Source organism: Saccharothrix isguenensis (genome assembly GCF_052936305.1).
Genome location: NZ_CP193626.1, coordinates 477,667 through 499,877, shown reverse-complemented (window position 1 = coordinate 499,877; position 22,211 = coordinate 477,667). Strand labels below are relative to the sequence as shown.

Annotated in this window: 24 protein-coding genes; 9 read left to right on the top strand and 15 right to left on the bottom strand. The window is 71.5% G+C overall.

Features of this window, described 5'->3' with window-relative positions; translation table 11 throughout:
* Nucleotides 1-17 precede the first annotated feature (17 nt).
* Nucleotides 18-212 carry a hypothetical protein gene (locus ACRAKI_RS02485; protein WP_447005425.1) on the top strand — a complete coding sequence of 65 codons (195 nt, stop codon included), beginning with the start codon at nucleotides 18-20 and terminating at the stop codon, nucleotides 210-212.
* On the opposite strand, the gene ACRAKI_RS02480 is transcribed toward ACRAKI_RS02485, so the two are convergent.
* Nucleotides 178-822 carry an HAD family hydrolase gene (locus ACRAKI_RS02480; RefSeq protein WP_447005424.1) on the bottom strand — a complete coding sequence of 215 codons (645 nt, stop codon included), beginning with the start codon at nucleotides 820-822 and terminating at the stop codon, nucleotides 178-180. The genes ACRAKI_RS02485 and ACRAKI_RS02480 overlap by 35 nt on opposite strands.
* A 35-nt stretch (nucleotides 823-857) precedes the next feature.
* Here ACRAKI_RS02480 and ACRAKI_RS02475 point away from each other — a divergent pair, with 35 nt between their 5' ends.
* Nucleotides 858-1,475, top strand: coding sequence for a TetR family transcriptional regulator (locus ACRAKI_RS02475; protein WP_447005423.1), 618 nt, complete (start codon nucleotides 858-860; stop codon nucleotides 1,473-1,475).
* Nucleotides 1,476-1,484: 9 nt separating this feature from the next.
* On the opposite strand, the gene ACRAKI_RS02470 is transcribed toward ACRAKI_RS02475, so the two are convergent.
* Complete coding sequence (locus ACRAKI_RS02470; RefSeq protein WP_447005422.1) at nucleotides 1,485-2,468, bottom strand: Gfo/Idh/MocA family protein; 984 nt, start codon at nucleotides 2,466-2,468, stop codon at nucleotides 1,485-1,487.
* A 32-nt stretch (nucleotides 2,469-2,500) separates the two neighbouring features.
* On the opposite strand from ACRAKI_RS02470, the gene ACRAKI_RS02465 reads away from it, so the two are divergent.
* Complete coding sequence (locus ACRAKI_RS02465; protein WP_447005421.1) at nucleotides 2,501-2,875, top strand: YccF domain-containing protein; 375 nt, start codon at nucleotides 2,501-2,503, stop codon at nucleotides 2,873-2,875.
* Between the two features lie 42 nt (nucleotides 2,876-2,917).
* Here the strand turns inward: ACRAKI_RS02465 and ACRAKI_RS02460 are convergent, their stop codons facing one another.
* The 4 genes from ACRAKI_RS02460 to ACRAKI_RS02445 form a co-directional block, all read right to left on the bottom strand.
* On the bottom strand, nucleotides 2,918-3,811 hold the full coding sequence (locus ACRAKI_RS02460) for an IS982 family transposase (RefSeq protein WP_447005420.1): 894 nt from the start codon (nucleotides 3,809-3,811) through the stop codon (nucleotides 2,918-2,920).
* Between the two features lie 62 nt (nucleotides 3,812-3,873).
* Nucleotides 3,874-4,659 (bottom strand): metallophosphoesterase, encoded by a 786-nt coding sequence (locus ACRAKI_RS02455; protein WP_447005419.1) that lies wholly within the window; start codon nucleotides 4,657-4,659, stop codon nucleotides 3,874-3,876.
* A gap of 425 nt (nucleotides 4,660-5,084) precedes the next feature.
* A complete protein-coding gene (locus ACRAKI_RS02450; protein ID WP_447005418.1) occupies nucleotides 5,085-5,879 on the bottom strand; it encodes an HAD-IIA family hydrolase in 795 nt (264 codons plus the stop codon).
* Between the two features lie 18 nt (nucleotides 5,880-5,897).
* Nucleotides 5,898-6,362 (bottom strand): MarR family winged helix-turn-helix transcriptional regulator, encoded by a 465-nt coding sequence (locus tag ACRAKI_RS02445; protein ID WP_447005417.1) that lies wholly within the window; start codon nucleotides 6,360-6,362, stop codon nucleotides 5,898-5,900.
* A gap of 131 nt (nucleotides 6,363-6,493) precedes the next feature.
* Between ACRAKI_RS02445 and moaA the strand changes: the two genes are divergently transcribed.
* The 3 genes from moaA to ACRAKI_RS02430 all read left to right on the top strand — a co-directional run bounded on the left by moaA (nucleotide 6,494) and on the right by ACRAKI_RS02430 (nucleotide 8,936).
* On the top strand, nucleotides 6,494-7,552 hold the full coding sequence (moaA, locus tag ACRAKI_RS02440; protein ID WP_447008311.1) for a GTP 3',8-cyclase MoaA: 1,059 nt from the start codon (nucleotides 6,494-6,496) through the stop codon (nucleotides 7,550-7,552).
* Between the two features lie 55 nt (nucleotides 7,553-7,607).
* Nucleotides 7,608-7,880, top strand: a complete 273-nt coding sequence (locus tag ACRAKI_RS02435; protein ID WP_447005416.1) for a MoaD/ThiS family protein — start codon at nucleotides 7,608-7,610, stop codon at nucleotides 7,878-7,880.
* Between the two features lie 378 nt (nucleotides 7,881-8,258).
* Entirely contained in the window at nucleotides 8,259-8,936 is a 678-nt protein-coding gene (locus ACRAKI_RS02430) for a transglycosylase family protein (protein WP_447005415.1), read from the top strand.
* A gap of 81 nt (nucleotides 8,937-9,017) precedes the next feature.
* On the opposite strand, the gene ACRAKI_RS02425 is transcribed toward ACRAKI_RS02430, so the two are convergent.
* The 5 genes from ACRAKI_RS02425 to ACRAKI_RS02405 form a co-directional block, all read right to left on the bottom strand.
* Nucleotides 9,018-9,443 (bottom strand): molybdenum cofactor biosynthesis protein MoaE, encoded by a 426-nt coding sequence (locus tag ACRAKI_RS02425; protein WP_447005414.1) that lies wholly within the window; start codon nucleotides 9,441-9,443, stop codon nucleotides 9,018-9,020.
* Complete coding sequence (locus ACRAKI_RS02420; protein ID WP_447005413.1) at nucleotides 9,440-9,952, bottom strand: MogA/MoaB family molybdenum cofactor biosynthesis protein; 513 nt, start codon at nucleotides 9,950-9,952, stop codon at nucleotides 9,440-9,442. The genes ACRAKI_RS02425 and ACRAKI_RS02420 overlap by 4 nt, the downstream gene beginning before the upstream one ends.
* Nucleotides 9,949-10,419 (bottom strand): cyclic pyranopterin monophosphate synthase MoaC, encoded by a 471-nt coding sequence (gene moaC / locus ACRAKI_RS02415; protein ID WP_447005412.1) that lies wholly within the window; start codon nucleotides 10,417-10,419, stop codon nucleotides 9,949-9,951. The genes ACRAKI_RS02420 and moaC overlap by 4 nt, the downstream gene beginning before the upstream one ends.
* Before the next feature lie 125 nt (nucleotides 10,420-10,544).
* The gene (locus ACRAKI_RS02410; RefSeq protein ID WP_447005411.1) at nucleotides 10,545-11,933 is read right to left on the bottom strand and encodes a malic enzyme-like NAD(P)-binding protein; all 1,389 of its coding nucleotides are present in this window, start codon (nucleotides 11,931-11,933) and stop codon (nucleotides 10,545-10,547) included.
* A gap of 119 nt (nucleotides 11,934-12,052) precedes the next feature.
* The gene (locus ACRAKI_RS02405) at nucleotides 12,053-12,238 is read right to left on the bottom strand and encodes a hypothetical protein (RefSeq protein WP_447005410.1); all 186 of its coding nucleotides are present in this window, start codon (nucleotides 12,236-12,238) and stop codon (nucleotides 12,053-12,055) included.
* A gap of 61 nt (nucleotides 12,239-12,299) precedes the next feature.
* Here ACRAKI_RS02405 and ACRAKI_RS02400 point away from each other — a divergent pair, with 61 nt between their 5' ends.
* A complete protein-coding gene (locus ACRAKI_RS02400; protein WP_447005409.1) occupies nucleotides 12,300-12,920 on the top strand; it encodes an exonuclease domain-containing protein in 621 nt (206 codons plus the stop codon).
* A 98-nt stretch (nucleotides 12,921-13,018) separates the two neighbouring features.
* Complete coding sequence (locus ACRAKI_RS02395) at nucleotides 13,019-15,265, top strand: helicase-associated domain-containing protein (RefSeq protein WP_447005408.1); 2,247 nt, start codon at nucleotides 13,019-13,021, stop codon at nucleotides 15,263-15,265.
* 285 nt (nucleotides 15,266-15,550) lie between these two features.
* On the opposite strand, the gene ACRAKI_RS02390 is transcribed toward ACRAKI_RS02395, so the two are convergent.
* Genes ACRAKI_RS02390 through ACRAKI_RS02375 form a run of 4 tightly spaced genes read right to left on the bottom strand, consistent with a single transcriptional unit; the run spans nucleotide 15,551 to nucleotide 20,749 of the window.
* A complete protein-coding gene (locus ACRAKI_RS02390) occupies nucleotides 15,551-16,156 on the bottom strand; it encodes a GTP-binding protein (RefSeq protein WP_033442971.1) in 606 nt (201 codons plus the stop codon).
* Entirely contained in the window at nucleotides 16,137-16,895 is a 759-nt protein-coding gene (locus ACRAKI_RS02385; RefSeq protein WP_447005407.1) for a DUF742 domain-containing protein, read from the bottom strand. The genes ACRAKI_RS02390 and ACRAKI_RS02385 overlap by 20 nt, the downstream gene beginning before the upstream one ends.
* Before the next feature lie 30 nt (nucleotides 16,896-16,925).
* Nucleotides 16,926-17,345: a roadblock/LC7 domain-containing protein gene (locus ACRAKI_RS02380; RefSeq protein WP_033442969.1), complete on the bottom strand. Its 420-nt coding sequence runs from the start codon at nucleotides 17,343-17,345 to the stop codon at nucleotides 16,926-16,928.
* Nucleotides 17,342-20,749: a sensor histidine kinase gene (locus tag ACRAKI_RS02375; protein ID WP_447005406.1), complete on the bottom strand. Its 3,408-nt coding sequence runs from the start codon at nucleotides 20,747-20,749 to the stop codon at nucleotides 17,342-17,344. Before ACRAKI_RS02375 ends, ACRAKI_RS02380 begins: the two co-directional genes overlap by 4 nt.
* 553 nt (nucleotides 20,750-21,302) lie before the next feature.
* Here ACRAKI_RS02375 and ACRAKI_RS02370 point away from each other — a divergent pair.
* Entirely contained in the window at nucleotides 21,303-22,169 is an 867-nt protein-coding gene (locus tag ACRAKI_RS02370) for an ABC transporter substrate-binding protein (protein WP_447005405.1), read from the top strand.
* The last annotated feature ends 42 nt before the right edge of the window (nucleotides 22,170-22,211 follow it).

Genomic DNA, 22,211 nt, shown 5'->3' with positions numbered 1-22,211 from the left:
CGACTACGATCCCACGCATGTCGACGACCCCGAAGCTGATGCCGCTCGCCATGGCGTTGTTCGCGCTCGGCGTGGTGGCCATCGTCGCGATGTTCATCGTCGGCGAACGCGGCCTGCCCGTCTGGGTGTTCGCCGCCGGCTGGCTGCTCGCGCCCGCCGGGCTCGCGCTGGGCGTGTTCAGCGCGGTGCGGGAGTCCCGGACCCGGCGGTGAGCCGCGAGGCGTTCGTCCGCAGCCAGTCCGGGAACGCGGTCAGGTCCGGCAGCACCACGTCCGCGCCCTCGGCGGCCAGCTCGTCACCGCTGCACGGCCCGCTCACGACGCCGACGGACACCGCGCCGGCCGCCTTCGCACCCCGCACGTCGCCCACGTGGTCACCGACGTAGACGGCGGCGCCGTGCATCTTCAGCGCCTCGGCCTTGCCGGTCGACCACAGCTCGCCGAACAGGTGGTCCACCTCCCAGTCGAGCGCGGCCAGGTGCAGCGCCGCGTTGGCCCGGTACTTGCCGGTCACCACGATCGTCGTGCCGCCCAGCTCACGCACCACGGCAAGCGCTTGCGCCGCGCCCGGCAGGGCGACCGTGGCCGGGATGACGACCTCCGGGTACAGCGCGCGGAACAGGGCGACCAGGTCGGGGATGTCCGCCTCGGGCACGCCGGACTCGCGGTAGACCATGTCGAGCGGCGGGCCGAGGTTCGCCGCGAAGTGCGCCCCGTCGAGCGGGTAGCCGCTCTCCGCCGCCACCGCGTCCATCACCGCCGCCATGCCGGGCCTGGGGTCGATCAGGGTCATGTCGAGGTCGAATCCGACGGTCAGCGGCACGACCGCACTTTAGGCGCTGTGGAAAGCTCTGCGCCGTGACGGAACTCACCCGTGCCCTGCTCGACGCGGCGGCCGAGTTGTTGGCCGCACACGGATCCCGTGGCCTGCGCATGGCGGAGGTCGCGGTCAGGGCGGGCGTCAGCAGGCAGAGCGTCTACAACGAGTTCGGCAACAAGGAACGGCTGGTGCAGGCCGTGGCGCTGCACAAGACCACCGAGTTCCTGGACGGCGTGCGCGAGCGGTTGCTCGGCACGCCCGATCCGCTCGAAGGGCTGCGGGAGGGCATCCGGTTCGCGTTCGACCTGGCGGACGAGGACGAGCTGGCGAGGTCGGTCCTGACCGGGGCGAACGCCGAGGACATGCTCCCGTTCCTGACCACCAGGGGCCGACCGGTGCTCACCCAGGCCACCACGGTGTTCGGCCGGCACATCCGGCGGCACTGGCCCGACCTGCCCGACCGGCGGGTGCACCTGGTCGCGGAGACGATCGTGCGGGTGGCGTTGAGCCACCTGCTCACGCCGAGCAGCCGCCGGGTCGAGGCGGTCGTGCACGTGACGGAGGCGCTGCTGGCCGCCGGCCGGTCGGGCCAGGCGGACAGCTCGGAGCAGGCAGGCAGGTCGGGGCACGCCGGGTCGGGGCAGGCGACCAGGTAGCCGGGCCGGTCAGGGAGCCAGGCCGGTCAGGTCCTGGTCGTAGCTCAGGCCCACCTGGTCGGCGACCTTGGTCATGGTCCGCAGGATGGCCAGCGACTCGGCGTGCGACATCGTCGGGCTCTCCACCTCGCCCGCCTTCACCCGCGCGACGACCTCCCGCAACTGCGGCACGTACCCGGCGCCCTCGATCTCCGCCCGGTGCTCCACCCCGTTCACGATGATGGCGGTCGGGGCGTGGTGCATGCCCGGCAGCTCAACCAGGCCACGCGTCCCGTACACGACCGCCCTCGACAGCAGAGGGCTGACCAGCGACGACGCCAACAGCGCGTGCTCGCCGCCGGGGTAGCCGAGCAGCATCCCGACCTCGGCGTCCACGCCGTCGACCAGGGAACCGTGCGCGGCGACGGTCTCCGGCTCGCCGAGCAGCATGTGCGCGAACGACACCGGGTAGATGCCCAGGTCGAACAGCGATCCGCCGCCGAGCGCCCGGTTCCACAGCCGGTGCGCCGGGTCGCGTTCGAGGGTGAACCCGAAGTCCGCCCGAACCGATCGCAGCTCGCCGACCGCGCCCTCCGCGACCACCTCGCGGAGCTTCGCGGTGAGCGGGTTGAACCGGCTCCAGATGGCCTCCATGAAGAACAGGCCGCGCTCGCGCGCCAGGTCCACCACGTCCTGGAGGTGCGGCAGGGTGAGCGTGGCGGGCTTCTCGCACAGCACGTGCTTGCCCGCCTCCAGCGCCGCACGCGTCACCTCGTGGTGCTGCACGTGCGGCGTCGCCACGTAGACGACCTCCACGTCCGGGTCGGCGAGGAGGTCCGCGTAGTCGCCGTAGGCGCGGGGGATCTCGTGCTTGGCCGCGAAAGCTTCGGCCTTGGGCAGCGCGCGGGACGACACCGCGAGCACTTCGACGTCGGGCAGCAGGCGGAGGTCGCCGGTGACGACGTCGGCGATGCCGCCCGTCGCGACGACGCCCCAGCGGAGTTTGTTCGGCACGGGACCGGAGCTTAATCGGGCAAGATGAACGCGTGAGGATCATCTTGAACCTGATCTGGCTGGTCTTGAGCGGCTTCTGGCTGGCCGTCGGGTACGTGGTCGCCGGCATCATCTGCTGCGTGCTGATCGTCACCATCCCGTGGGGGCTGGCGTCGTTCCGGATCGCGAACTACGCCCTGTGGCCGTTCGGTCGCACGGTGGTGGACCGGCCGGGCGCGGGCGGCGCGTCGCTGATCGGCAACGTGGTGTGGGTTCTGGTCGCGGGCATCTGGCTCGCCATCGGCCACGTCGTCACCGGCCTGGCGCTGTGCGTGACGATCATCGGCATCCCGCTGGGCATCGCGAACTTCAAGATGGTGCCGGTGTCGCTGATGCCCCTGGGCAAGGAGATCGTCCCCCTGCCCTAGGAGTCCCCGCCCTGGTGCCTAGACGAGTAATGCGTAACTCGGTCAGTGGTCGTAGGCGGTCAGGGACCGGGTGACGGGTTGGCCGGTGGCGCGGTTGTGCCAGATGGCGGCGGTCAGGGCCAGGAGTCGTTGGGCGATGCGGACTCCGACGCCCTCGATGGTGCGCCCGCCGTGCTGTTCCAGGTCCAGCTGTCCTTTGAGCGTGTCGTTGACCGACTCGATGAGCTGGCGGACGGACTTGAGCAGCGGCTCGCCGGGATGCGGGGTCCGGTTGCGGTAGGACGGCCGGATCAGTCGGACTCCGCGCTCGGCGAGGTAGTGGTCGAGTTCGTGGGAGACGTAGCCCTTGTCGGCGATGATCAGCAGGCCGGGGCGGTCGGCGAGCAGGTGGGGTTCGTGGTCGCAGATGGCCATGAGCACCTGTCGCTCGTCGATCTTCGGGTCGGCCAACGCCCATGTGACGGGTAGTCCTGCCGGGGTGCAGACCAGGTGCAGGCGCAAGCCCCAGAACCAGCGCGAGTGTGAGCGGCAGAAGCCGTACTTGGCCCAGCCGGCCAGTTCCGAGCGCTTCACGGTGGGCAGGGAGCGTCCGCATTCGACCGGGGTGGAGTCGACGATCCAGGTGGTGTCGGTCCACAGGTCGGTGTCGGCCGCCAACATGCGCATGACTTGCTTGACCAGTGGCAACGCGGCGCGCAGGCGGCGGTTGTAGGCGGACTGGCCGGGCAGGTACCGGAACGCGCCGGGCATCCGGACGGGCAGGAACCGCAGCCACCGGGCCTCGGAGGTGAAGCCGAGCAGCGCCTGGGCCACGGCCAGGGTGACCAGCTCCGCATCGGTCAGCTTCGGTGGCCGGCCCGGCCGGCGCCTGCCCGTGAGGTGGTCGTCGATCTTGACGTAGAGTGCGGTGAGAAGGGTGTTCAGGTCGGTCGTCACAAACTGATCTTGAACACCCTTCGTCCGTCTTCGGCTACCGCCTCGACTTACGCATTACTCGTCTAGTCGTCGTGGTCCAGCTCCACGACCAGGCACGGGCCGCCGCTGTAGAGGCCCGCGTCGATGGCCAGCACCCGGCCGTCGGCGTACCGCAGCGGGCCGTCGATCTCCGGCGGCGCCACGCCCAGCTGGTCGGCGATGACGCTGTGGCCGTGCACGACCTCCCGGCCGCCGAGCACTTCGAGCAGCTCGTCCGCCACCGCCGCGCCGTCCGGGCCGCGGAACGCGTAGCGGGTGGTCATCTTGCGCCAGCACTCCCACCAGTGGTCCAGGTCGTCGCCCTTGAGGACGTCCCACACCGCCTCGTTGACCTCGTCGATCGTGTCGCCCCACTCCAGGTAGGCGAGCGTGTCGGAGTGCATCAGCAGGTGGCCGTCCACCTCGGTGAGCACCTGGCGGGTGGTCAGCCAGTCGATGTGCGCGCCGGTGAGCCGGTCCTGGTCGCTGCGCAGGCCGCCGTTGAGCTGCCAGCTGCGGGCGAAGCTGCGCGGTGTCGGCGCACCCGGAACGTTCCGGTCGCCGAACCGGTGCATGCCCAGCAGCAGCACCTCGTGGTTGCCGATGAGGGCGTCGACCCGGCCTTCGCTCTGCTCGGCGAGCCGCATCACGAACTCGATCACGCCGATGCCGTCCGGGCCCCGGTCCACGAAGTCGCCGAGGAACCACAGCTCCGCGTCGCCGCCGCACCAGTCGCCCTCGGCGTCGACCAGATCCGAGGCGTGCAGGGCGCGGGTCAGCTCGGCGAGGTGCCCGTGCACGTCGCCGACCACGAAGAGCGGTCTGTCCACACCCGCGACGATAAGCGACGCGCGGGTGTGGTGCGCACAAGACGATCAGCGGTGCGCCAGGCGGCTTCGGCCTCGGACCGGACATCTCCCCCTGGCGGGGGAGATTGGACGGCGTGCCGGATGAGCGGCGCGCGGCGGCATCTCCTGCCCGTGAGAGAGCAACTCGAACCGGTCGCGGGCGAACCGGACGAGGCGGTGGTGGCCATCGCCGCCGAAGCGGGGCACGCCTGGCACCCGTGGCAGCACGGGGACCGGCTGCGGCTCCAGGCGGACCTGCTGGACCGCCTGGGCGCCGCGTGCGACGGCCCCGTCACCGGACGCGCGGAGCTTCCGCGCGACCGGGCCGGGCGGTCGGCCGAACGGATCAACCGGGTGCCGGCGGCGGACCGTGCCGCGGCAGGCCGGGTGGGGCCGGACCGCCGCCGTCAGACCGCTTCGGGGAACGGGTCGGCGGAGTGGCCGACGAGGTCCGCGATCGACTTGACCACCCGGGTCGGCCGGTACGGGTACAGCTCGGCGGTCGACTCGGCCGAGATGCCGGTCAGCACCAGGATCGTGCGCAACCCCGCCTCCAGGCCGGCCCGCACGTCGGTGTCCATCCGGTCGCCGATCATCAGCGTGGTCTCGGAGTGGGCGCCCAGCGCGCGCAGCGCCGACCTCATCATCAACGGGTTCGGCTTGCCCACGTAGTAGGGCGCGCGGCCGGTGGCGCGTTCGATCAGCGCGGCGATCGAGCCGGTGGCCGGGAGCGAGCCCTCGCGGGACGGGCCGGTGGCGTCCGGGTTGGTCGCGATGAACTTCGCGCCCTGCTCCACCAGCCGGATCGCCTTGGTGATCGCGGTGAAGCTGTAGGTGCGGGTCTCGCCGAGGACCACGTAGTCCGGGTCGCGGTCGGTCAGGACGTACCCGATCTCGTGCAGCGCCGTGGTCAGGCCGGCCTCGCCGATCACGTACGCCGAGCCGCCGGGCCGCTGCGAGTCGAGGAACTTCGCGGTGGCCAGCGCGGAGGTCCAGATCGCGGCCTCGGGCACGTCCAGCCCCGTGCGGACGAGCCGGGCGCGCAGGTCCCGTTGGGTGTAGATGGAGTTGTTCGTGAGCACCATGAACGGGATGGCGTTCGCGGTCAGCTCGGCGACGAACTCGCCGGAGCCGGGGATCGGGTGCTCCTCGTGCACGAGCACGCCGTCCATGTCCATCAGGTAGTTCCACTGAGCGGCCATGCGGGCAATGCTGCCGGCTCAGGCCCCGATCACGCGCCGGCGAAACGTCTCGACGAGGATCTGGTTGTACCGCTCCAGCACGTCCCGCTCCTCCGGCGTGAACTGGGACAGCACCTCGCGCAGGGCCTCCTGTGCGCCGGCGAACAGGTGGTCGAACTCCCCCTCGTCCCCGACGGTCACCTCGACCAGCACTTTCCGCCGGTCGTGCGGGTCGCGCACGCGCCGCACGTACCCGGCGCGCTCCAGCCGGTCGATCACGCCGGTCACCGCGCCGGTGGACAGGCCGGACAGCTCGGCGATCCGGCCGGCCGTGATCGGGCCGTCCGCGCGCATCGCCATGTCCAGGCACTTCCCGTCGGTCGGCGACAGGCCCAGCTGCTCCGCCACCCGGCTGTGGAACAGGGTGGTGAGCGCGCTGGTCTCCCTCACGTAGGCGCTGAACCGGTCCAGCACGTCGGCGGGCACGTCGTGCTCCCTCGTCATGTCGGGCAATTTAGCGTTCGGTGCACCGGGACCGGCATTTTCGTCCACCTCTCCGCGTCCTGCCATCCCCCATTTCCCCCAGCACCCACAAGTGTCGGACGATTACCCTGGTAGGGGTGACAGCTGTCGAGTTGGGTCTACCCGCCGTGCGCGGCAAGACGGGCACCGCGGAGTCCGACACCTCCGAACGTCCGGGCTCACCGCTCCTGGTCGACCGGTTCGGCCGGATCGCGACCGACCTGCGCGTGTCGTTGACCGACCGCTGCAACCTGCGCTGCACCTACTGCATGCCCGCCGAGGGCCTCGACTGGCTGCCGAAGCCGGAGTTGCTCACGGACGCCGAGCTGACCAGGCTGATCGGCGTCGCGGTGACCCGCCTGGGGGTGACCGACATCCGGTTCACCGGTGGCGAGCCGCTGCTGCGGCCCGACCTGGACGACGTGATCGCGGCGACCGCGGCGCTGACGCCCCGACCGCGCATCTCGATGACCACGAACGGGTTGACGTTGGCGCGGCGGGCCGCCGGGCTGGTGGCCGCGGGCCTCGACCGGGTGAACGTCTCGCTGGACACCCTCGACCCGGCCCGGTTCCTCACGCTGACCAGGCGCAACCGGCTGTCGGACGTGTTCGCGGGATTGGCCGCGGCACGGGAGGCCGGGTTGACGCCGGTCAAGGTGAACACGGTGCTGATGCGCGGCGTGAACGAGGACGAGGCCGTGCCGCTGCTGCGGTTCTGCCTCGACCACGGCTACCAGCTGCGGTTCATCGAGCAGATGCCGCTGGACCCGCAGCACGGCTGGAACCGGGACGACATGGTGACGGCCGAGGAGATCCTGGCCGCCCTGCGCACCGGGTTCACCCTGACGCCCGAGCCGGGCGAGCGGGGCGGCGCGCCCGCCGAGCGGTGGCTGGTGGACGGCGGCCCGGCGGTGGTCGGCGTGATCGCGTCGGTGACCCGGCCGTTCTGCTCCGCCTGCGACCGGACCAGGCTGACCGCCGACGGCCAAGTGCGGAACTGCCTGTTCAGCCGGTCGGAGACGGATCTGCGGTCGCTGCTGCGGGGTGGCGCGTCGGACGAGGAGATCGCCGACCTGTGGCGCGGGAACTCGTGGGCGAAGGCGGCCGGGCACGGCATCGACGAGGCCGGCTTCAGCCAGCCGGACCGGCCCATGAGCGCGATCGGGGGCTGAGGTGCGATCGGAGGCTGGGGTGCGATCGGAGGCTGGGGTGCGATCGGAGGCTGGGGTGCGATCGGAGGCTGGGGTGCGGCTCACGGTGCGGTACTTCGCGGGGGCTCGGGCGGCGGCGGGGGTCGCCGACGAGAGCGTCGAGCTGTCCGGCGACGGGGCCACCGTGGCGTCCGCGATCGAGGTCCTGCGGCGCCGTCACGGGGACCGGTTGGGGCGCGTCCTGCCCGCGTGCAGCTTCCTCCTCGATGGGGTGGCCGTCCGGAATCACGACACGCCCGTGTCGGCCGGTGCGCAACTGGACGTGTTGCCGCCCTTCGCCGGGGGATGAGATCGTCCTCCACGGACGGGTTAGCGCGTGAGCTATACCTCACCGAAAGTGATTGATCTCGGTGGATCTCGGTACGGAAACAGACCGATAACGGTGCCTTGACCTCGGTAAACACAACGTTCGCGGCGTCACCCGCCCGCGTTACAGTGACGTCCGTCACAGACAAGAACGTTTGGCATGGGGCTCCCGGTTACGTACCGTCGCTCTCTGGTCGGCCCCGACCGACCAGAGCTACACCGGGACGCCACGCACCGAACCTGTCCAAGGGTGTCCCGGAACAACCCCCGAGCGAGAGACAACCGCCGGACAGGACAAGCCAGACGACGTACCGGGCCCGAACCCGAGTCGCCTGGGCAGGTGCGGGTGGCAGAGAGGGAAATGGCTTCTTACCGAGGCAAGCACCGCCCGACCACCAGCGTCACCAGCCGTCGCATCGCGAAGGTCGCCGTCGCCGGCGTCATCGTGGGCGCACCCCTGGCCATGGCCGCCGGCACCGCCAACGCGCAGTCCGGCGTCAACTGGGACGCTGTCGCCGCGTGCGAGAGTGGCGGCAACTGGAGCATCAACACCGGTAACGGCTACTACGGCGGCCTGCAGTTCCTGCCGTCCACGTGGACGTCGCACGGCGGCTCCGGCATGCCCCACCAGGCTTCCCGCGAGGAGCAGATCCGCGTCGCGGAGAACGTCATGAAGACCCAGGGCATCGGCGCCTGGCCCGTCTGCGGGCCCAAGGGCCTCGGCGGCGCCCCGGCGCCCGCGCGGCAGGCTCCGGCCCCCGCGCCCCGGCAGGCGGCCCCCGCGCCGCAGAAGCAGGTGCCGCAGAAGCAGGCCCCGGTGCAGACCGCACCGGTCAAGCAGGCGCCCGCTCCCGTGACCGTGGCGCTGCCGTCCACCAACCCGAACGGCGACTACGAGATCAAGGCGGGCGACAGCCTGTCGAAGATCGCGGAGGAGCTGAAGGTCGAGGGCGGCTGGGCCAAGCTGCACGAGCTCAACAAGGCGTTCATCCCGAACGCCGACCTGATCATGCCGGGTCACAAGATCGCCACCAAGTGACCTGTGCTCGGCGAGAGCCGGCGCACCACGGAACAGGGACCTCGGACCGCCTTCCTCGGCGGTCCGGGGTCCCCAACCCGTTCAGGGCATGTTGACCCACTCGTCGGTGCCGTCGGTGAAGACCTGCCGCTTCCACACGGGCAGCCGCCGCTTCACCTCGTCGACGAGTTCCGAGCACACCGCGAAGGCCTCGGCCCGGTGCTCGGAGGACACCGCGCACGCCAGCGCGACGTCCCCGATCGCCAGCGGCCCGACCCGGTGCGACACGGCGACCGCGCGGACGCCCTCGAACCGGGCCACGACGTCCGCCACCACCTCGGCGACCACGGCGCCCGCCGTCGGGTGGCCGACGTACTCCAGTTCGCGCACGGAGCGCCCGTGGTCGTGGTCGCGGACCACCCCGGCGAACGTCACCACCGCGCCCGCCGCCGCGTGCTCCACGAGCTTGGCGTGCTCCTCCACCGACAGCGGCTGATCGCTGACGGTCGCGCGCAGGACCTCGGTCATGCGTGGTCACCTCCGGCAACCTGGTCGACGGCGTGCTCCAGCAGGGTCGCCAGCACGTCCAGCCCGTCCCGGACCCCGCCGGTCGAGCCGGGCAGGTTCACCACGAACGTGCGGCCCGCGACGCCCGCCACCCCGCGCGACAGCACGGCGGTGGGCACCCGCGGCCAGCCTGACATGCGGATGGCGTCCGCCACACCCGGCACGTCGAAGTCCAGCACCGAGCGGGTCGCCTCCGGGGTGCGGTCGGTGGGGCTGATGCCCGTGCCGCCGGTCGTGACGACCACCGCGACCCCGTCCGCGACGGCCGCCCGCAACGCCTCCGCCACCGGCTCGCCGTCCGGCACGACCACCGGTTCCGGCACGTCGTAGCCGCGTTCGCGCAGCCAGGCGACGATGATCGGACCGCCCCGGTCCGCGTACACCCCCGCCGAAGCCCGGTTCGACGCCGTGATCACCCGTGCTGCCCGCACTGCCACCTCCCGGTCCGGACGTACGTCGGCGGGTGTCACGTCCGCTCCCAGAGGCCGGTCTTGCCGCCCTCCTTGCGCTCCACCCGCACCGCGTCCAGGGACGCCGCCGGGTCGACCGCCTTCACCATGTCGTGCAGCGTCAGCCCGGCGACCGAGACGGCCGTCAACGCCTCCATCTCCACCCCCGTGCGGTCCGTGGTGCGGACGGTCGCCGTGATGCGCACCTCGGCGTCGCCCAGCACCAGGTCCACCTTCACGCTGGACAGCGCGATCGGGTGACACAGCGGCACCAGTTCCCACGTCCGCTTGGCCGCCATGATCCCGGCGATCCGGGCCGTGGCCAGCGCGTCGCCCTTCGGCAGGGTGTCGCTCCCCAGCAACCCCACCACCTCGGCCGTCGTGCGCAGCACACCGGAGGCGACCGCCGTCCGCGCGGTGGGCTCCTTCTCCGACACGTCGACCATCCGCGCCGCGCCGGAGGCGTCCAAGTGGGTGAACTGGTTCATGAGACCGATGCTAGGCGGTGTCGGATCGCCGCTGCTTCGCAGACGGCGGGCTCGGTCGCCCGGAAGCCGACCGCTCGCGGCGCGCGAACGATCGACGTGACCGCCCGTGGTGGTCGAGTCCCGATCTAGGCGCTTTCGGTCGCGGCTTTCCGGACCGCCTCGGCGACGGCCGGCGCCACGGTCGAGTCGAAGACGCTGGGCACGATGAACGACGCGTTGAGGCGGTCGCCGTCCACCACGTCCGCGATGGCCATGGCGGCGGCGATCAACATCGAGTCCGTGATGGTCCGGGCGTGCGCGTCGAGCAGACCGCGGAACACGCCGGGGAACGCCAGCACGTTGTTGATCTGGTTCGGGAAGTCGCTGCGGCCGGTGGCGACGACGGCGGCGTGCTTCTGCGCCTCCATCGGGTCGATCTCCGGGTCCGGGTTGGCCAGCGCGAACACGATCGCGTCGCTGTTCATCGTGGCGACCTGCTCGGCACCGAACAGGTTCGGCGCGGACACGCCGATGAAGACGTCCGCCCCGACCAGCGCGTCGTGCAGCCGGCCGCTGACGTTCTCCTTGTTGGTCGACGCGGCGACGGACTTCAGGTTGTCGTCCAGGCCGGGCCGGTCGCGGTGCACGATGCCGTCGACGTCGACCGCCACGACGTCACCGGGCTCCTGCTTGAGCAGCAGCCGGATGATCGCCGAGCCGGCCGCGCCCACCCCGCACACCACGACCTTGCAGTCGGAGATCTTCTTGCCGACCACGCGCAACGCGTTGCGCAGCGCGCCGACCACCACGATCGCGGTGCCGTGCTGGTCGTCGTGGAACACCGGGATGTCGAGCTTCTCCCGCAGCCGCGCCTCGATCTCGAAGCAGCGCGGCGCGGCGATGTCCTCCAGGTTGATGCCGCCGTAGACCGGCGCGATCAGCTCGACCGCGCGGATGATCTCCTCGGTGTCCTGGGTGTCCAGGCAGACCGGCCAGGCGTCGACGCCGGCGAACTTCTTGAACAGCGCGGCCTTGCCCTCCATCACGGGCAGCGCGGCGGCCGGGCCGATGTTGCCCAGGCCGAGCACGGCCGAGCCGTCGGTGACCACGGCGACCGTGTTCCGCTTGATGGTGAGCCGGCGGGCGTCGTCCGGGTTCTCCGCGATCGCCATGCAGACGCGGGCGACACCGGGCGTGTAGGCGCGGGAGAGGTCGTCGCGGTTGCGCAGCGGAACCTTGGACGAGACCTCGATCTTGCCGCCGAGGTGGACCAGGAACGTCCGGTCCGACACCTTGCGGACGACGATCCCGGGCAGCAGCTCCAGGGTGTCGGTGATGTCCTTGGCGTGGTTCGCCGACAGCGCGTTGCAGGTGAGGTCGATGATCACCTGGTCGGTGTGCGACTCCACCACGTCGAACGCGGTGATCACACCGCCGGCCCGGCCGACCGCCGAGGTGAGGTCACCGGCGGCCGACGCCGACGGCGGGGCCTCCAGCCGGACGGTGATCGAGTAACCAGGGCCGGGGACCGGCATCGAACCTCCCAGAACAGCACAGCTCAAGAGGATTCGAGAGTAGTCCGCGCGGATATGCGGAACGCGCGCGGCTCGACGGCCACGCGCGTTCTCGGGTGCCTGGCGGTTGCCGGCGGTCGCTAGCGGTTGATCTCCGTCACGGGGTGGCGGTAGCCCAGCTCTTCGACCGGCAGCGGGAAGGTCGTCGTGCCGAACGGGGACAGCGCGCCCTGGAGGTGGCTGGTGAGCTCGGTGACCGGGTGCTCTTCGCCGACCGGCGGCTCCGGCCAGTGCGGGTCGATGCGCTCGGGGCGGGCCTTGGCCACGGTTCCTCCTCGGTGATGCCTGCGGTCGGCACAAGTGTGCCTCATCCCTACCCTCGTCCGGGTGAGCACTCCGGCAGCGCTGGTCAACGTGGTCGACGTCGAGGCGACGTGCTGGGACGGCGAGCCGCCTCCCGGCCAGGTGCACGAGATCATCGAGGTCGGGTTGACGACGGTCGACCTGGCCGCGGGCGAGCGGGTCGGGAAGCACCGGGTCGTGGTGCGCCCGCAGCGGTCCGCGGTCAGTCCGTTCTGCACGGAGCTGACGGGGCTGACCCAGGCGGAGGTCGACACCGGGGTGACGTTCGCCGAGGCGTGCCGGCTGCTGGAGGTGGAGCACGAGGCGGGCGTGCGCCCGTGGGCGAGCTGGGGCGACTACGACCGGGAGCAGTTCACCCGCCAGTGCCGGGCGACCGGTGTGCGGTACCCGTTCGGGCGGCGGCACTGGAACGTGAAGCTCGTGTTCGCGCAGGCACACGGCCTGCGCAAGCGGCCGGGGATGGCGCGCGCCCTGACCGTCGCGGGCCTCCCGTTGGAGGGCAGGCACCACCGGGGCGACGACGACGCCTGGAACATCGCCGCACTGGTCCTCCACCTGGCCGACCGCGACGCCTGGCCGTCCACCCCCACCACGCCGCCCGACGCGTACCTCCAGGACCACCGGGCACGCAGCACCCGCCGCTGACGAACGGACTGGTGGGCGGGGTCGGGCCGAAGGTCCCCGGGGTGAGTTTCAGGGGCTGGTCAGCGCGGGCCGGGTGGTCGGCATATACCGTGGTGGGGATGTCCGGCACCACCCTCGCCGAGTGGCTGCGGGCGCAGGACGACACGGCGCTCGTGGCACTGCTGCGCGCCCGGCCGGACCTGGCGACGCCCCCACCGGCCGACACGACCGTGCTCGCCACCCGCATCGGGTCGCGCGCCTCGGTGGCGCGCGCCTGCGAAGACCTCGACACGCTGACGCTGACGGTGCTCGAAGCGCTGCTCGTGCTGGACGCGGACGTCGCCCCCGTGCCGAGGTCCGCGGTGCAGGAGCTGTTCGGCGCGACGGACATCCGACCGGCCGTCGACGGCCTGCGCGCCCGCGCCCTGCTGTGGGGCGACGACGACGCTCTCTCCACCCCGCCCGCCACCAGGGACGCGGTCAACCCGTTCCCGTGCGGCCTGGGCCGGTCGGTGCCGAGCCTCGCCGACGTCGACCTGTCGCCGTTGGAGCCGGACGAGCTGCGCGTGCTGCGGACCCTCGCCGACGGCCCGCCGGTCGGGCAGACCAAGGACGCCGCGCAGGTCGTCTCCCTGGCCAACGCCCGCACGCCGATCCAGAAGCTCCTGGCCCGCGGCCTGCTGGTCCGCCGTGACTCGTTGACCGTCGAACTCCCCCGCGAGGTCGGCCTGAAGGTCCGGGGCGACCGGCCGCTGGGCTCGATCCAGACCACCGAACCGCCGCTCGCCACCGTCCGCCGCGACCCGTCCGGCATCGACCACACCGGCGGCGGTGAGGCGCTGGAGCTGTCGCGGCACGTGGAGACGCTGCTCAAGAGCTGGTCGGAGGACCCGCCGGCGGTGCTGCGGTCGGGTGGCGTGGGCGTCCGCGACCTGCGCAAGCTCGCCAAGGACCTGGACGTGGACGACCGCCAGGCCGCGCTGCTGGTGGAACTGGTGGTGAACGCGGGCCTGGTCGCCGACACCGAGGGCGTCGAGCCCGAGTGGGTGCCGACCACGCAGGCCGACCCGTGGCTGGTCGCCGCGCCCGAGCACCGGTGGGCGGCGCTGGCCCAGGCGTGGCTCGACCTGCCCCGGCTGCCCGGCCTGATCGGGCAGCGCGACGAGCGGGACCGGCTGCTCAACCCGCTGGCCCCCGAGCTGAACCGGCCGGGCGCGCCCAGGGACCGCCGGCGCATCCTCGAAGCCCTGGCCGCGCTGGAGCCCGGCACCGCCGTGACCGACCCGGACGAGCTGGCCGCCGTGCTGGCGTGGCGGGCGCCGAGGCGTGGCGGGCGGCTGCGTGACGAGTTGGTGCGCTGGACCGTGGAAGAGGGCACCAAGATGGGTGTCCTCGCGCACAACGCGATCACCGCGCAGGGCCGCACGCTGCTCACCGAAGGCCCCGGCCCGGCCGCGAAACGGCTCGGCGACGCGTTGCCCGCCCCCGTCGACCACGTGCTGGTGCAGGCCGACCTGACCGTCGTCGCCCCCGGCCGGCTCGACCCCGAGCTGGCCGACGAGATCGCGCTGGTGGCGGACGTCGAGTCGGTGGGCAGCGCCACCGTGTACCGGGTGCGCGAGGGGTCGGTGCGGCGCGCGTTCGACGCCGGCCGCAGCGCCGCCGACCTGCACGAGCTGTTCAAGACCCGGTCGCGCACCCCCGTGCCGCAGGCGTTGACTTACCTGATCGACGACGCGGCCCGCCGGCACGGCCGGTTGCGCGGCGGTTCGGCCGGGTCGTTCCTGCGCTGCGACGACCCGGTGTTGATCACCGAGGTGCTGTCGCACGCGGCGGCGGAACGGCTGGCGCTGCGCAAGATCGCGCCGACCGTGGTGGTGAGCCCCTTGCCGCTGGCCGAGGTGCTGGACGGGTTGCGCGCGGCCGGGTTCGCGCCCGCCGCGGAGGGCCCGGACGGCCACGTGCTGAACCTGCGGGTCGGCGGTCGCCGGATCGCCGGGAAGGGCCGCCGCCGGCAGGTGCAGCCGAGCACGCCGTCCGACGAGCAGCTGGACGAGCTGGTGCGGATGGTCCGTGCGGGCGACCGCGCGGCGACGACCACGGGCGGCGCGCGGATCTCCGTGCCCGGCCACCTGGGCGCCGGGCCGTCGGCCACGCTCGCGTTGCTGCAGCAGGCCGCGCGGAGCGGCCGGAGCGTCCTGGTGGACTTCGTGGACAGCCACGGCACCGCCGCCCGCCGCGTCATCACGCCGCAGCTCGTCGGCGGCGGCGTGCTGGAGGGCGTGGACGTCAGCTACGGCGAGGTCCGCCGCTTCCCCCTGCACCGCATCACGTCCGCCGCCCTCGTAGAAGACGACCGCGCGTAAGACGACCGGGCAGCACTGCCGGACAGCACGACCCGGCAGTGCTTCACTCGCAAGATCACGGTCGACCCCACCGCTGCATCACCGCACTGGGTGGTCACCTCGGCGTGGTCACCGACTTCGACGACCCACGACGTGACGGCCTCGACCAGCGAGATCGACCGGACCCACGACCACACCACCGCCACGGCCTGACCCCGAGGACGCCGAAGGGCGGCCTCCCGTGAGGAGACCGCCCTTCGGCGCGTCAGCCGTCGGATCAGCGGAAGCGTCGACCCCGGGGGACGATCAGCCCGCGCGGACCGACATCCATTGGCGCATGGCGTGCTCGACCAGCGTGATGAGCGTCTGCTTGGTCGACTGCCGGTTGCGCGCGTCGCACGTCACTATCGGCACGGACTGGTCGATGGTGAGCGCGTCGCGGACGTCCTCGATGCGGTGGTGCAGCAGGCCGTCGAAGCAGTTGACGCCGACGACGTACGGCAGCTGCCGGTCGTCGAAGAAGTCGATCGACGCGAACGCGTCGGCCAACCGGCGGGTGTCGACCAGCACGATCGCGCCGATGGCGCCCCGCACCAGGTCGTCCCACATGAACCAGAACCGGTGCTGGCCCGGTGTGCCGAACAGGTACAGGATCAGATCCTGGTCCAGCGACACCCGGCCGAAGTCCATGGCCACCGTGGTCGTGACCTTGTTCGGCGTGGCCGAGAGGTCGTCGACCCCGGCGCTGGCCTCGGTCATCACCGCTTCGGTGGTCAGCGGAACGATCTCCGACACGGAACCGACGAACGTAGTCTTGCCCACGCCGAAGCCACCGGCCACCACGATCTTCGCGGAGGTCGTCGGCTTCCGTTCGCCTTCGGCCGCGTTGGGGCTAGAGCCTGCGAAGCCCACTGAGCACCCTCTCAAGGAAATCAATGGACGGCCGGTCCCCCACGACCAGGCCACCCTGATGAATCAAAACCAAACCCATGCTCGCCATGTCGCCGATCAACACCCTGGCCACGCCGAGCGGGAGCCTGAGGTGAGCGGCCACCTCGGCCACCGACCTGGTGTCGGTGCACAGCCCGCAGATCGACCGGTGCTCGGGCAGCACCGCCGCGTCGCGGTCGAGACCCTTTTCGCTGGTGGAGATCAGCGCCTCGATCGCGAGGTCGTAATCGGGCCGGGTGCGGCCACCGGTCCTGGTGTACGGGCGGACCAGGGACCCGGACTCGGCCGCGGGGTTCTCCTCGCGCCGCACGACCGGCTGCGGACCGGTCGCGTAAGGCACCTGTTCCGGCACGCTGTCGGGCAGGCCGTGGGCACCGAAGAGATCGGCTCCCGGACCTCCGAACAGGCCGCTGCCGTACCCGTCGATGTCGAACCGGTTGGGAACGTCGTCGTAGTCGTACGACGAGTCGTCAACCTCACGCTGAGACATATCGCCTTGCCCCTGCCCTGTGCCTTCGACCCGTGGCCGCTGCGCCTGCTCCGCCCGGCGGCCGGACCACGAGTTGGGTACGTCCTCGGCTTCCTCGTCCTGTGCGGGGTCGGCATCCGGCTCAGCGAATTGGAAGCCCCCGGCCGCCCACTCCTGGTAGTTGAAGTTCCTACCGAAGCGTCGGCCGCCGCCGCCAGATCGTTCAGCCATCTGCCTTCACCCCCACGATCTCATGAGGATCTACCGCCGAACCACACCCTGGAGCTGCGCACGCAGCTCCGGGGTGAGCTGCTGGCCCACGCGCTCGACCAGAAGCGTCATCTCGTACGCGACGAGGCCGATGTCGCAGTTCGGCGCCGCGAGCACCGCGAGGCACGACCCGTCGCTGATCGACATCAGGAACAGGTAACCCCGCTCCATCTCGACCACGGTCTGGTTGACCGTGCCCGCCTCGAAGCACCGTGCCGCGCCCGCCGTGAGGCTGACGAGCCCGGATGCCACGGCGGACAGCTGTTCGGCGCGGTCGCGGGGCAGACCCTGCGAGCCGGCGAGCAGTAGCCCGTCCGCCGACACGACCACGGAATGTGCCACACCGGGAACCCGGCGCACGAAGTCGGTGATAAGCCAACCAAAGCTGCCTGGCTGAGCTGCGGTCGTCACTCCTGCTCCTCGTCTTGCCGGCTCGACATGTCACCAGCGTAAGCGTCGATCAAAGCGTGTCGCCCTCGACGGACGCCCTGCTGAAGACTCGACATGCGTCCACGGATCGCGTCAGCCGATCGTGGTGGCAGCGGGGGCCGCTGCGGTTGCCGCTCCGAAACCTGCGGCTTCGGTGCGGCGGATCCCGGCACAAGCTGAGCCTTGGGCACCCGCTTGGGCAACCCCGCCTGTGTCGTGGTCTCTGGTTCCTTGCTGAGCAAGGACTGCGCTGCCTGCCAACCCTCGTCGGCGGGGGACTCCCACACCGATTCGGCCGGCGCGGCCGGCTCGGGTTCGGCGACCGGTTCGGGCTCGGTCACGCGGTGCACCTCCGCGGCGCGCTTGGGCAGATTGTCGGATGAGCCGGGCTGCCGCTTGGGCAGCCCGCCCTCGGTCAGACTAGTGCCCTCCGCACGCGTCGCGGCGACCTCGCCCCGAAGCGGGAGTTCGCTTCCGGTCTCCCGCGCGGAAAGGCGGCCCGCGAGCGGGGCCTGAGAGCCGCGCTGGGGGAGCGCGTCGTCGGACGTCGTGGGCGCGACCGGCGGCACGGGACGCGGCGTGCGGGTCGGCAGCACCGACTCCTCGCGCGCTGCCGGCGCCTCCTGCGCGACGGGCTCCGGCTCGGCCGCCGGCGGCACTGCCTGCGCGTTCGCCGCCGAGGTCTCGCTGCCCACGGACTGGAACCACTGCGACAGGACGGCCTCGTAGATCGGCAGCCGCTCGGTCGGCGCGTCGTCGTGCTCGATCCGGCGCTGCGGCGCCGACTCCGTGACGGACTCGGTGAACGACTCGGCGGCGGGTTCGGTGACCGAGCCGTTGAGGTGCGCGGGCTCCGGGTCGGGGTCGACCAGGAAGCCCTGGTCGAGCGCCGGCGCGAACTGGGTCGTCTCGAACCCGTGCTCGTAGGCGGCGTCGTGCTCGCCGCGGTCCTCGTAGGCGGTGAACAGTGTCGGTTCGCCGAACGAGCCCTGTGGCTCGCGCTCGACGTCGCGGTCCTCGCCCATCGGCAGCCACTGGGACAGCTCGCCCGACGTCTCAGACGGGGTCTGGCCGAACGTCGGCGTGTCGCCGAAGGCGGGCATCCGCACCGGGTCGTGGTCGCCCTCGCCCTGCACGAAGCTCACCGGGAACGCCGGCTCGTCCTCGACGCGCGGGATGCTCGGGAAGCTCGCGTCGTCGTCCAGGCGGGACAGGGTGCCGGTGCCGAACGCCCCGGCGATGCCGGACGCGCGCTGCGCCGTGTGCCCGAAACCGGACTCGCCGAACGCCTGGTCGCCGCCGAAGCCCGAGTCGCCGAAGCCCGCGTCCCCGAAACCGGAGTCGCCGAACACCGGGCTGGGCTCGGCGCCCATCGGCGAACCCATCGCGCCGGGCGACTGGACCAGCGTGTCGGGCACGACGACGAGCGCGGTGGTGCCGCCCTCGATGTCCTCGTTGGCGCGCAGCCGCACCCGGATGTCGTGCCGCTTGGCCAGCCGCGCGACCACGTACAGGCCCATGCGGCGGGAAACCGCGACGTCCACGTCCGGCGGGTCGGCCAACCGCACGTTGGCGTCGATGATCTCCTGCTCGCCCATGCCGACGCCGCGGTCCTGGATCTCGATCGCCAGCTCGCCGTTGCGGGTGCGGGCGGTGCGCACGGTGACCTTCGTCACCGGGTCGGAGAACGCGGTGGCGTTGTCCAGCAGCTCCGCGATCAGGTGCACGAGGTCGTTGACCGCGCGGCCCTGGACGGTGAGCTCCGGGGTCTGGCCGACCTGCACGCGGGCGTACTGCTCGACCTCGGACACGGCGGCGCCGAGCACCTCGGCGGCCGGGACCGGGCGGGTCAGCCGGCGGGACAGGTCCGTGCCCGACAGGACCAGCAGGTTCTCGCTGTTGCGCCGCATGCGGGTGGCGAGGTGGTCCAGCTCGAACAGGCTGGCCAGCTGGTCGGGGTCCTGCTCGTCCTGCTCCAGCCGGTCGATGAGGTTCAGCTGGCGCTCGACCAGGGCCTGCGAGCGGCGGGACAGGTTGACGAACATCGAGTTGACGTTGTCGCGCAGCAGCGCCTGCTCGGCGGCCAGCCGCACGGCCTCGCCGTGCACCGCGTCGAACGCCCGCGCCACCTGGCCGACCTCTTCGCGGGTGGTGATCGGCACCGGCGCGATGGCCGTCTTGGCCGCCTCGTGCGGGTTCGGGTCCACCAGGATCCGGCCGACCGCCTCGGGCAGGCCGTGGTCGGCCACCTCCAGCGCGGTGCGGCGCAGGATGCGCAGCGGGTTGAGGATCGAGCGGGCCACGAACAGCGCCATGATCAACGCCAGCAGCAGCGCGCCCAGCACGATGCCGGAGTCGCGGAAGGCGGCGGCACGGGCCGCGCCGGTCAGCTGGTCGGTGCGGGTCTGCAGCTGCTCCAGGAGCAGGTTCTCCACGTCACGGGTCAGGTTCACCGTCAGCGTGGACGCGATGTCCCACTTCTCCGGACGCAGCGACGTCATGGGCTTCCCGGCCGCGGCCAGGTTCAGCGCCGTCTCCTGCATGTCGTTCGCGGTGTCGACGATCAGACCGGTGACCGTGTCGTCGTAGATCTTGGCCTGGTCGGCGGTCGCGGACTTGCGGAAGTCGTTGCGGGCCGCGTCCAGCTCGGCGTTCGCGGCGAGCAGCTGGCGCTCCTGGCCCGGTCCGAAGACGCCGCCCTGGAAGACGTCGAGCATGATGCCGCGCTTGCGCGACTCTTGCTCCTTGATCCGGGCGATCGCGTTGGTGGCCAGGTGCAGCCGCACCAGTTCGGGCTCGTTGATGCCCGCGATGGCCTGCTCGCCGAGGTCCAGGAGGCTTTCCACGGACTCGGAGTAGGTGCGCATCACGGCGTCGGACGGGTACTGGGTGTCGCGGACGGCGTTGCGCAGGCTGTTGAGCCGGTCGAGCTGGCTGGACGCCCGGCGGAACCGGGTCACCACCTCGTCGTCCAGGTCGGCGCTGAGTTCGGCGATCCTGCCGTTGAGCGCCTGCACGGTGTCCTGCACGCGGCGCAGCTGGCGGTCCAGCACGACGCGGTCGAGCTGCTTGCCGGACGCCACGTGGCTCGCGCTGAGGTCGCGCTCACGCTGGAGCTGCTGCACCAGGTCGGCGACCGCGGCCTCCAGCTGGATCTGGTTCGCCAGCTGGTTCAGGTCGGTCGCGTCGGCGAGGTCCGAGTTCACCCGCAGGCCGCCGAGGGCGACCGCGGCGATGGTGGGGATCAGCAGGACGGCCGTCAGCTTGGTGGGCAGCCGCCAGTTGCGCAGCCGCCAGCCCGCACCGCCGCGGGTCTTCGCCGCCTCGCGGTCGGCCGCGGCCCTGCTCGCCGGACTCGGCCGGACACCCGTTGACTCGGTCACCATTCCATCACTCTGCGCAGCCAGTCCGTCACCCGTTCCGGGCCTTTCGGAGCGCGGTGTAATCCCCACGCCTGTCTGGCTGGGACCTCTCTCTCGACGGGCCACCCTGGGCTTCCTCTTCCGGCAGCAGTGTTCCCCGGCCTCTCCCCCGCGGACCGAAGCATGGACTCGAAATCGGGCCGAATTGCAGCACAGGACCGGTGGTGCCGGCTAGGCCACCCCACCCCGCACAGGGACACCACGGTCAGCGACGACCAGTGCCACCAGGCGGGGAGCGTAGTGCTCGACCCCGGCGTCGGGGAAGACTCCGGAAGCACTCACCGTATCGGAGCAGGGCTGTCGTTTCATACCTCTGGGTGGTTACGATCCCCCGCATCGACAACTGCGTCGAGAATTCGTTGATCAAATAGACCCCGCTCTCTAGGTCATCCCGGCGAGAGGTGCCATGCCTACCCCAGCGCGTGTTCTGCGACGTGCGGCAGCGTTGTTCGCTTGTGCCGCCACCTTGACGGCGTGCGGACTCCTTCCCGGCTCGGACGGGAACGACCGCCCCGAGGTGGAACGCAACACTCTGCGCATCGGTGTGCTGCCCGTGGTGGACGTGGCGCCGCTCCGCCTCGCCTACAACAACAAGCTGTTCGAGAAGGCCGGGCTCCAGGTGCAGCTCGTGCCGCTGAACAGCGAGGTCGAGGGCATCAAGCAGCTCGACACGACGCTCGACCTGACCTGGTCGACGCACGTGACGCTGTTCCGCAGCTTCGCCGAGGGCACCGAGCTCCAGCTCCAGGGCGAGGCCTACCAGGCGGGCACGAACACGATGGCGCTGGTCACGCTGGACGAGGCGTACGACAGCCCCGGCAAGCTGCCCAGCCCGCGCATCGCGGTGCCGTCCAGCAGCGACGTCGGCGCGCTGACCACGAAGGCCGTGCTCAAGACGGCGGGCGTGGAGAAGCAGCGGATCAAGCCCGAGGAGATGCCGTTCACGCAGATGGTGGACGCGCTGAGGGCCGGACGGGTCGACGCGGCGTGGATGACCGAGCCGTACATCACCCAGGCCCAGCGCGACGCCGGCGCCCGCATCCTCACCGACACGGCGGTCGGCCCGACCAAGGACTTCCCCATGTCGGGGTACTCGTCGAGCAAGAAGTTCGCCGACGCCAACCCGCGCACGCTGGCCCTGTTCCGGCAGGTCCTGCGGGACGCGCAGGAGGCGGCGTCGAACGACAAGCTGTCCGTGCAGAACGCGCTGACCGGCTACATGGACGTCGACCAGCAGACCGCGGCGCTGGTGTCGGTGGGCACGTTCCCGCTGTCGTTGAACCCGGTCCGGTTGCAGCGCGTGGCCGACATGATGGACACCGAAGAGGTGCTTCCGGAGCGCTTGGACGTCGGCGGATTGTTGCCGCCCGGAACCACCAACTGACCCACCGTCAGCACTCGGCTTTAGCGAGAGGGGCCTTCCCAT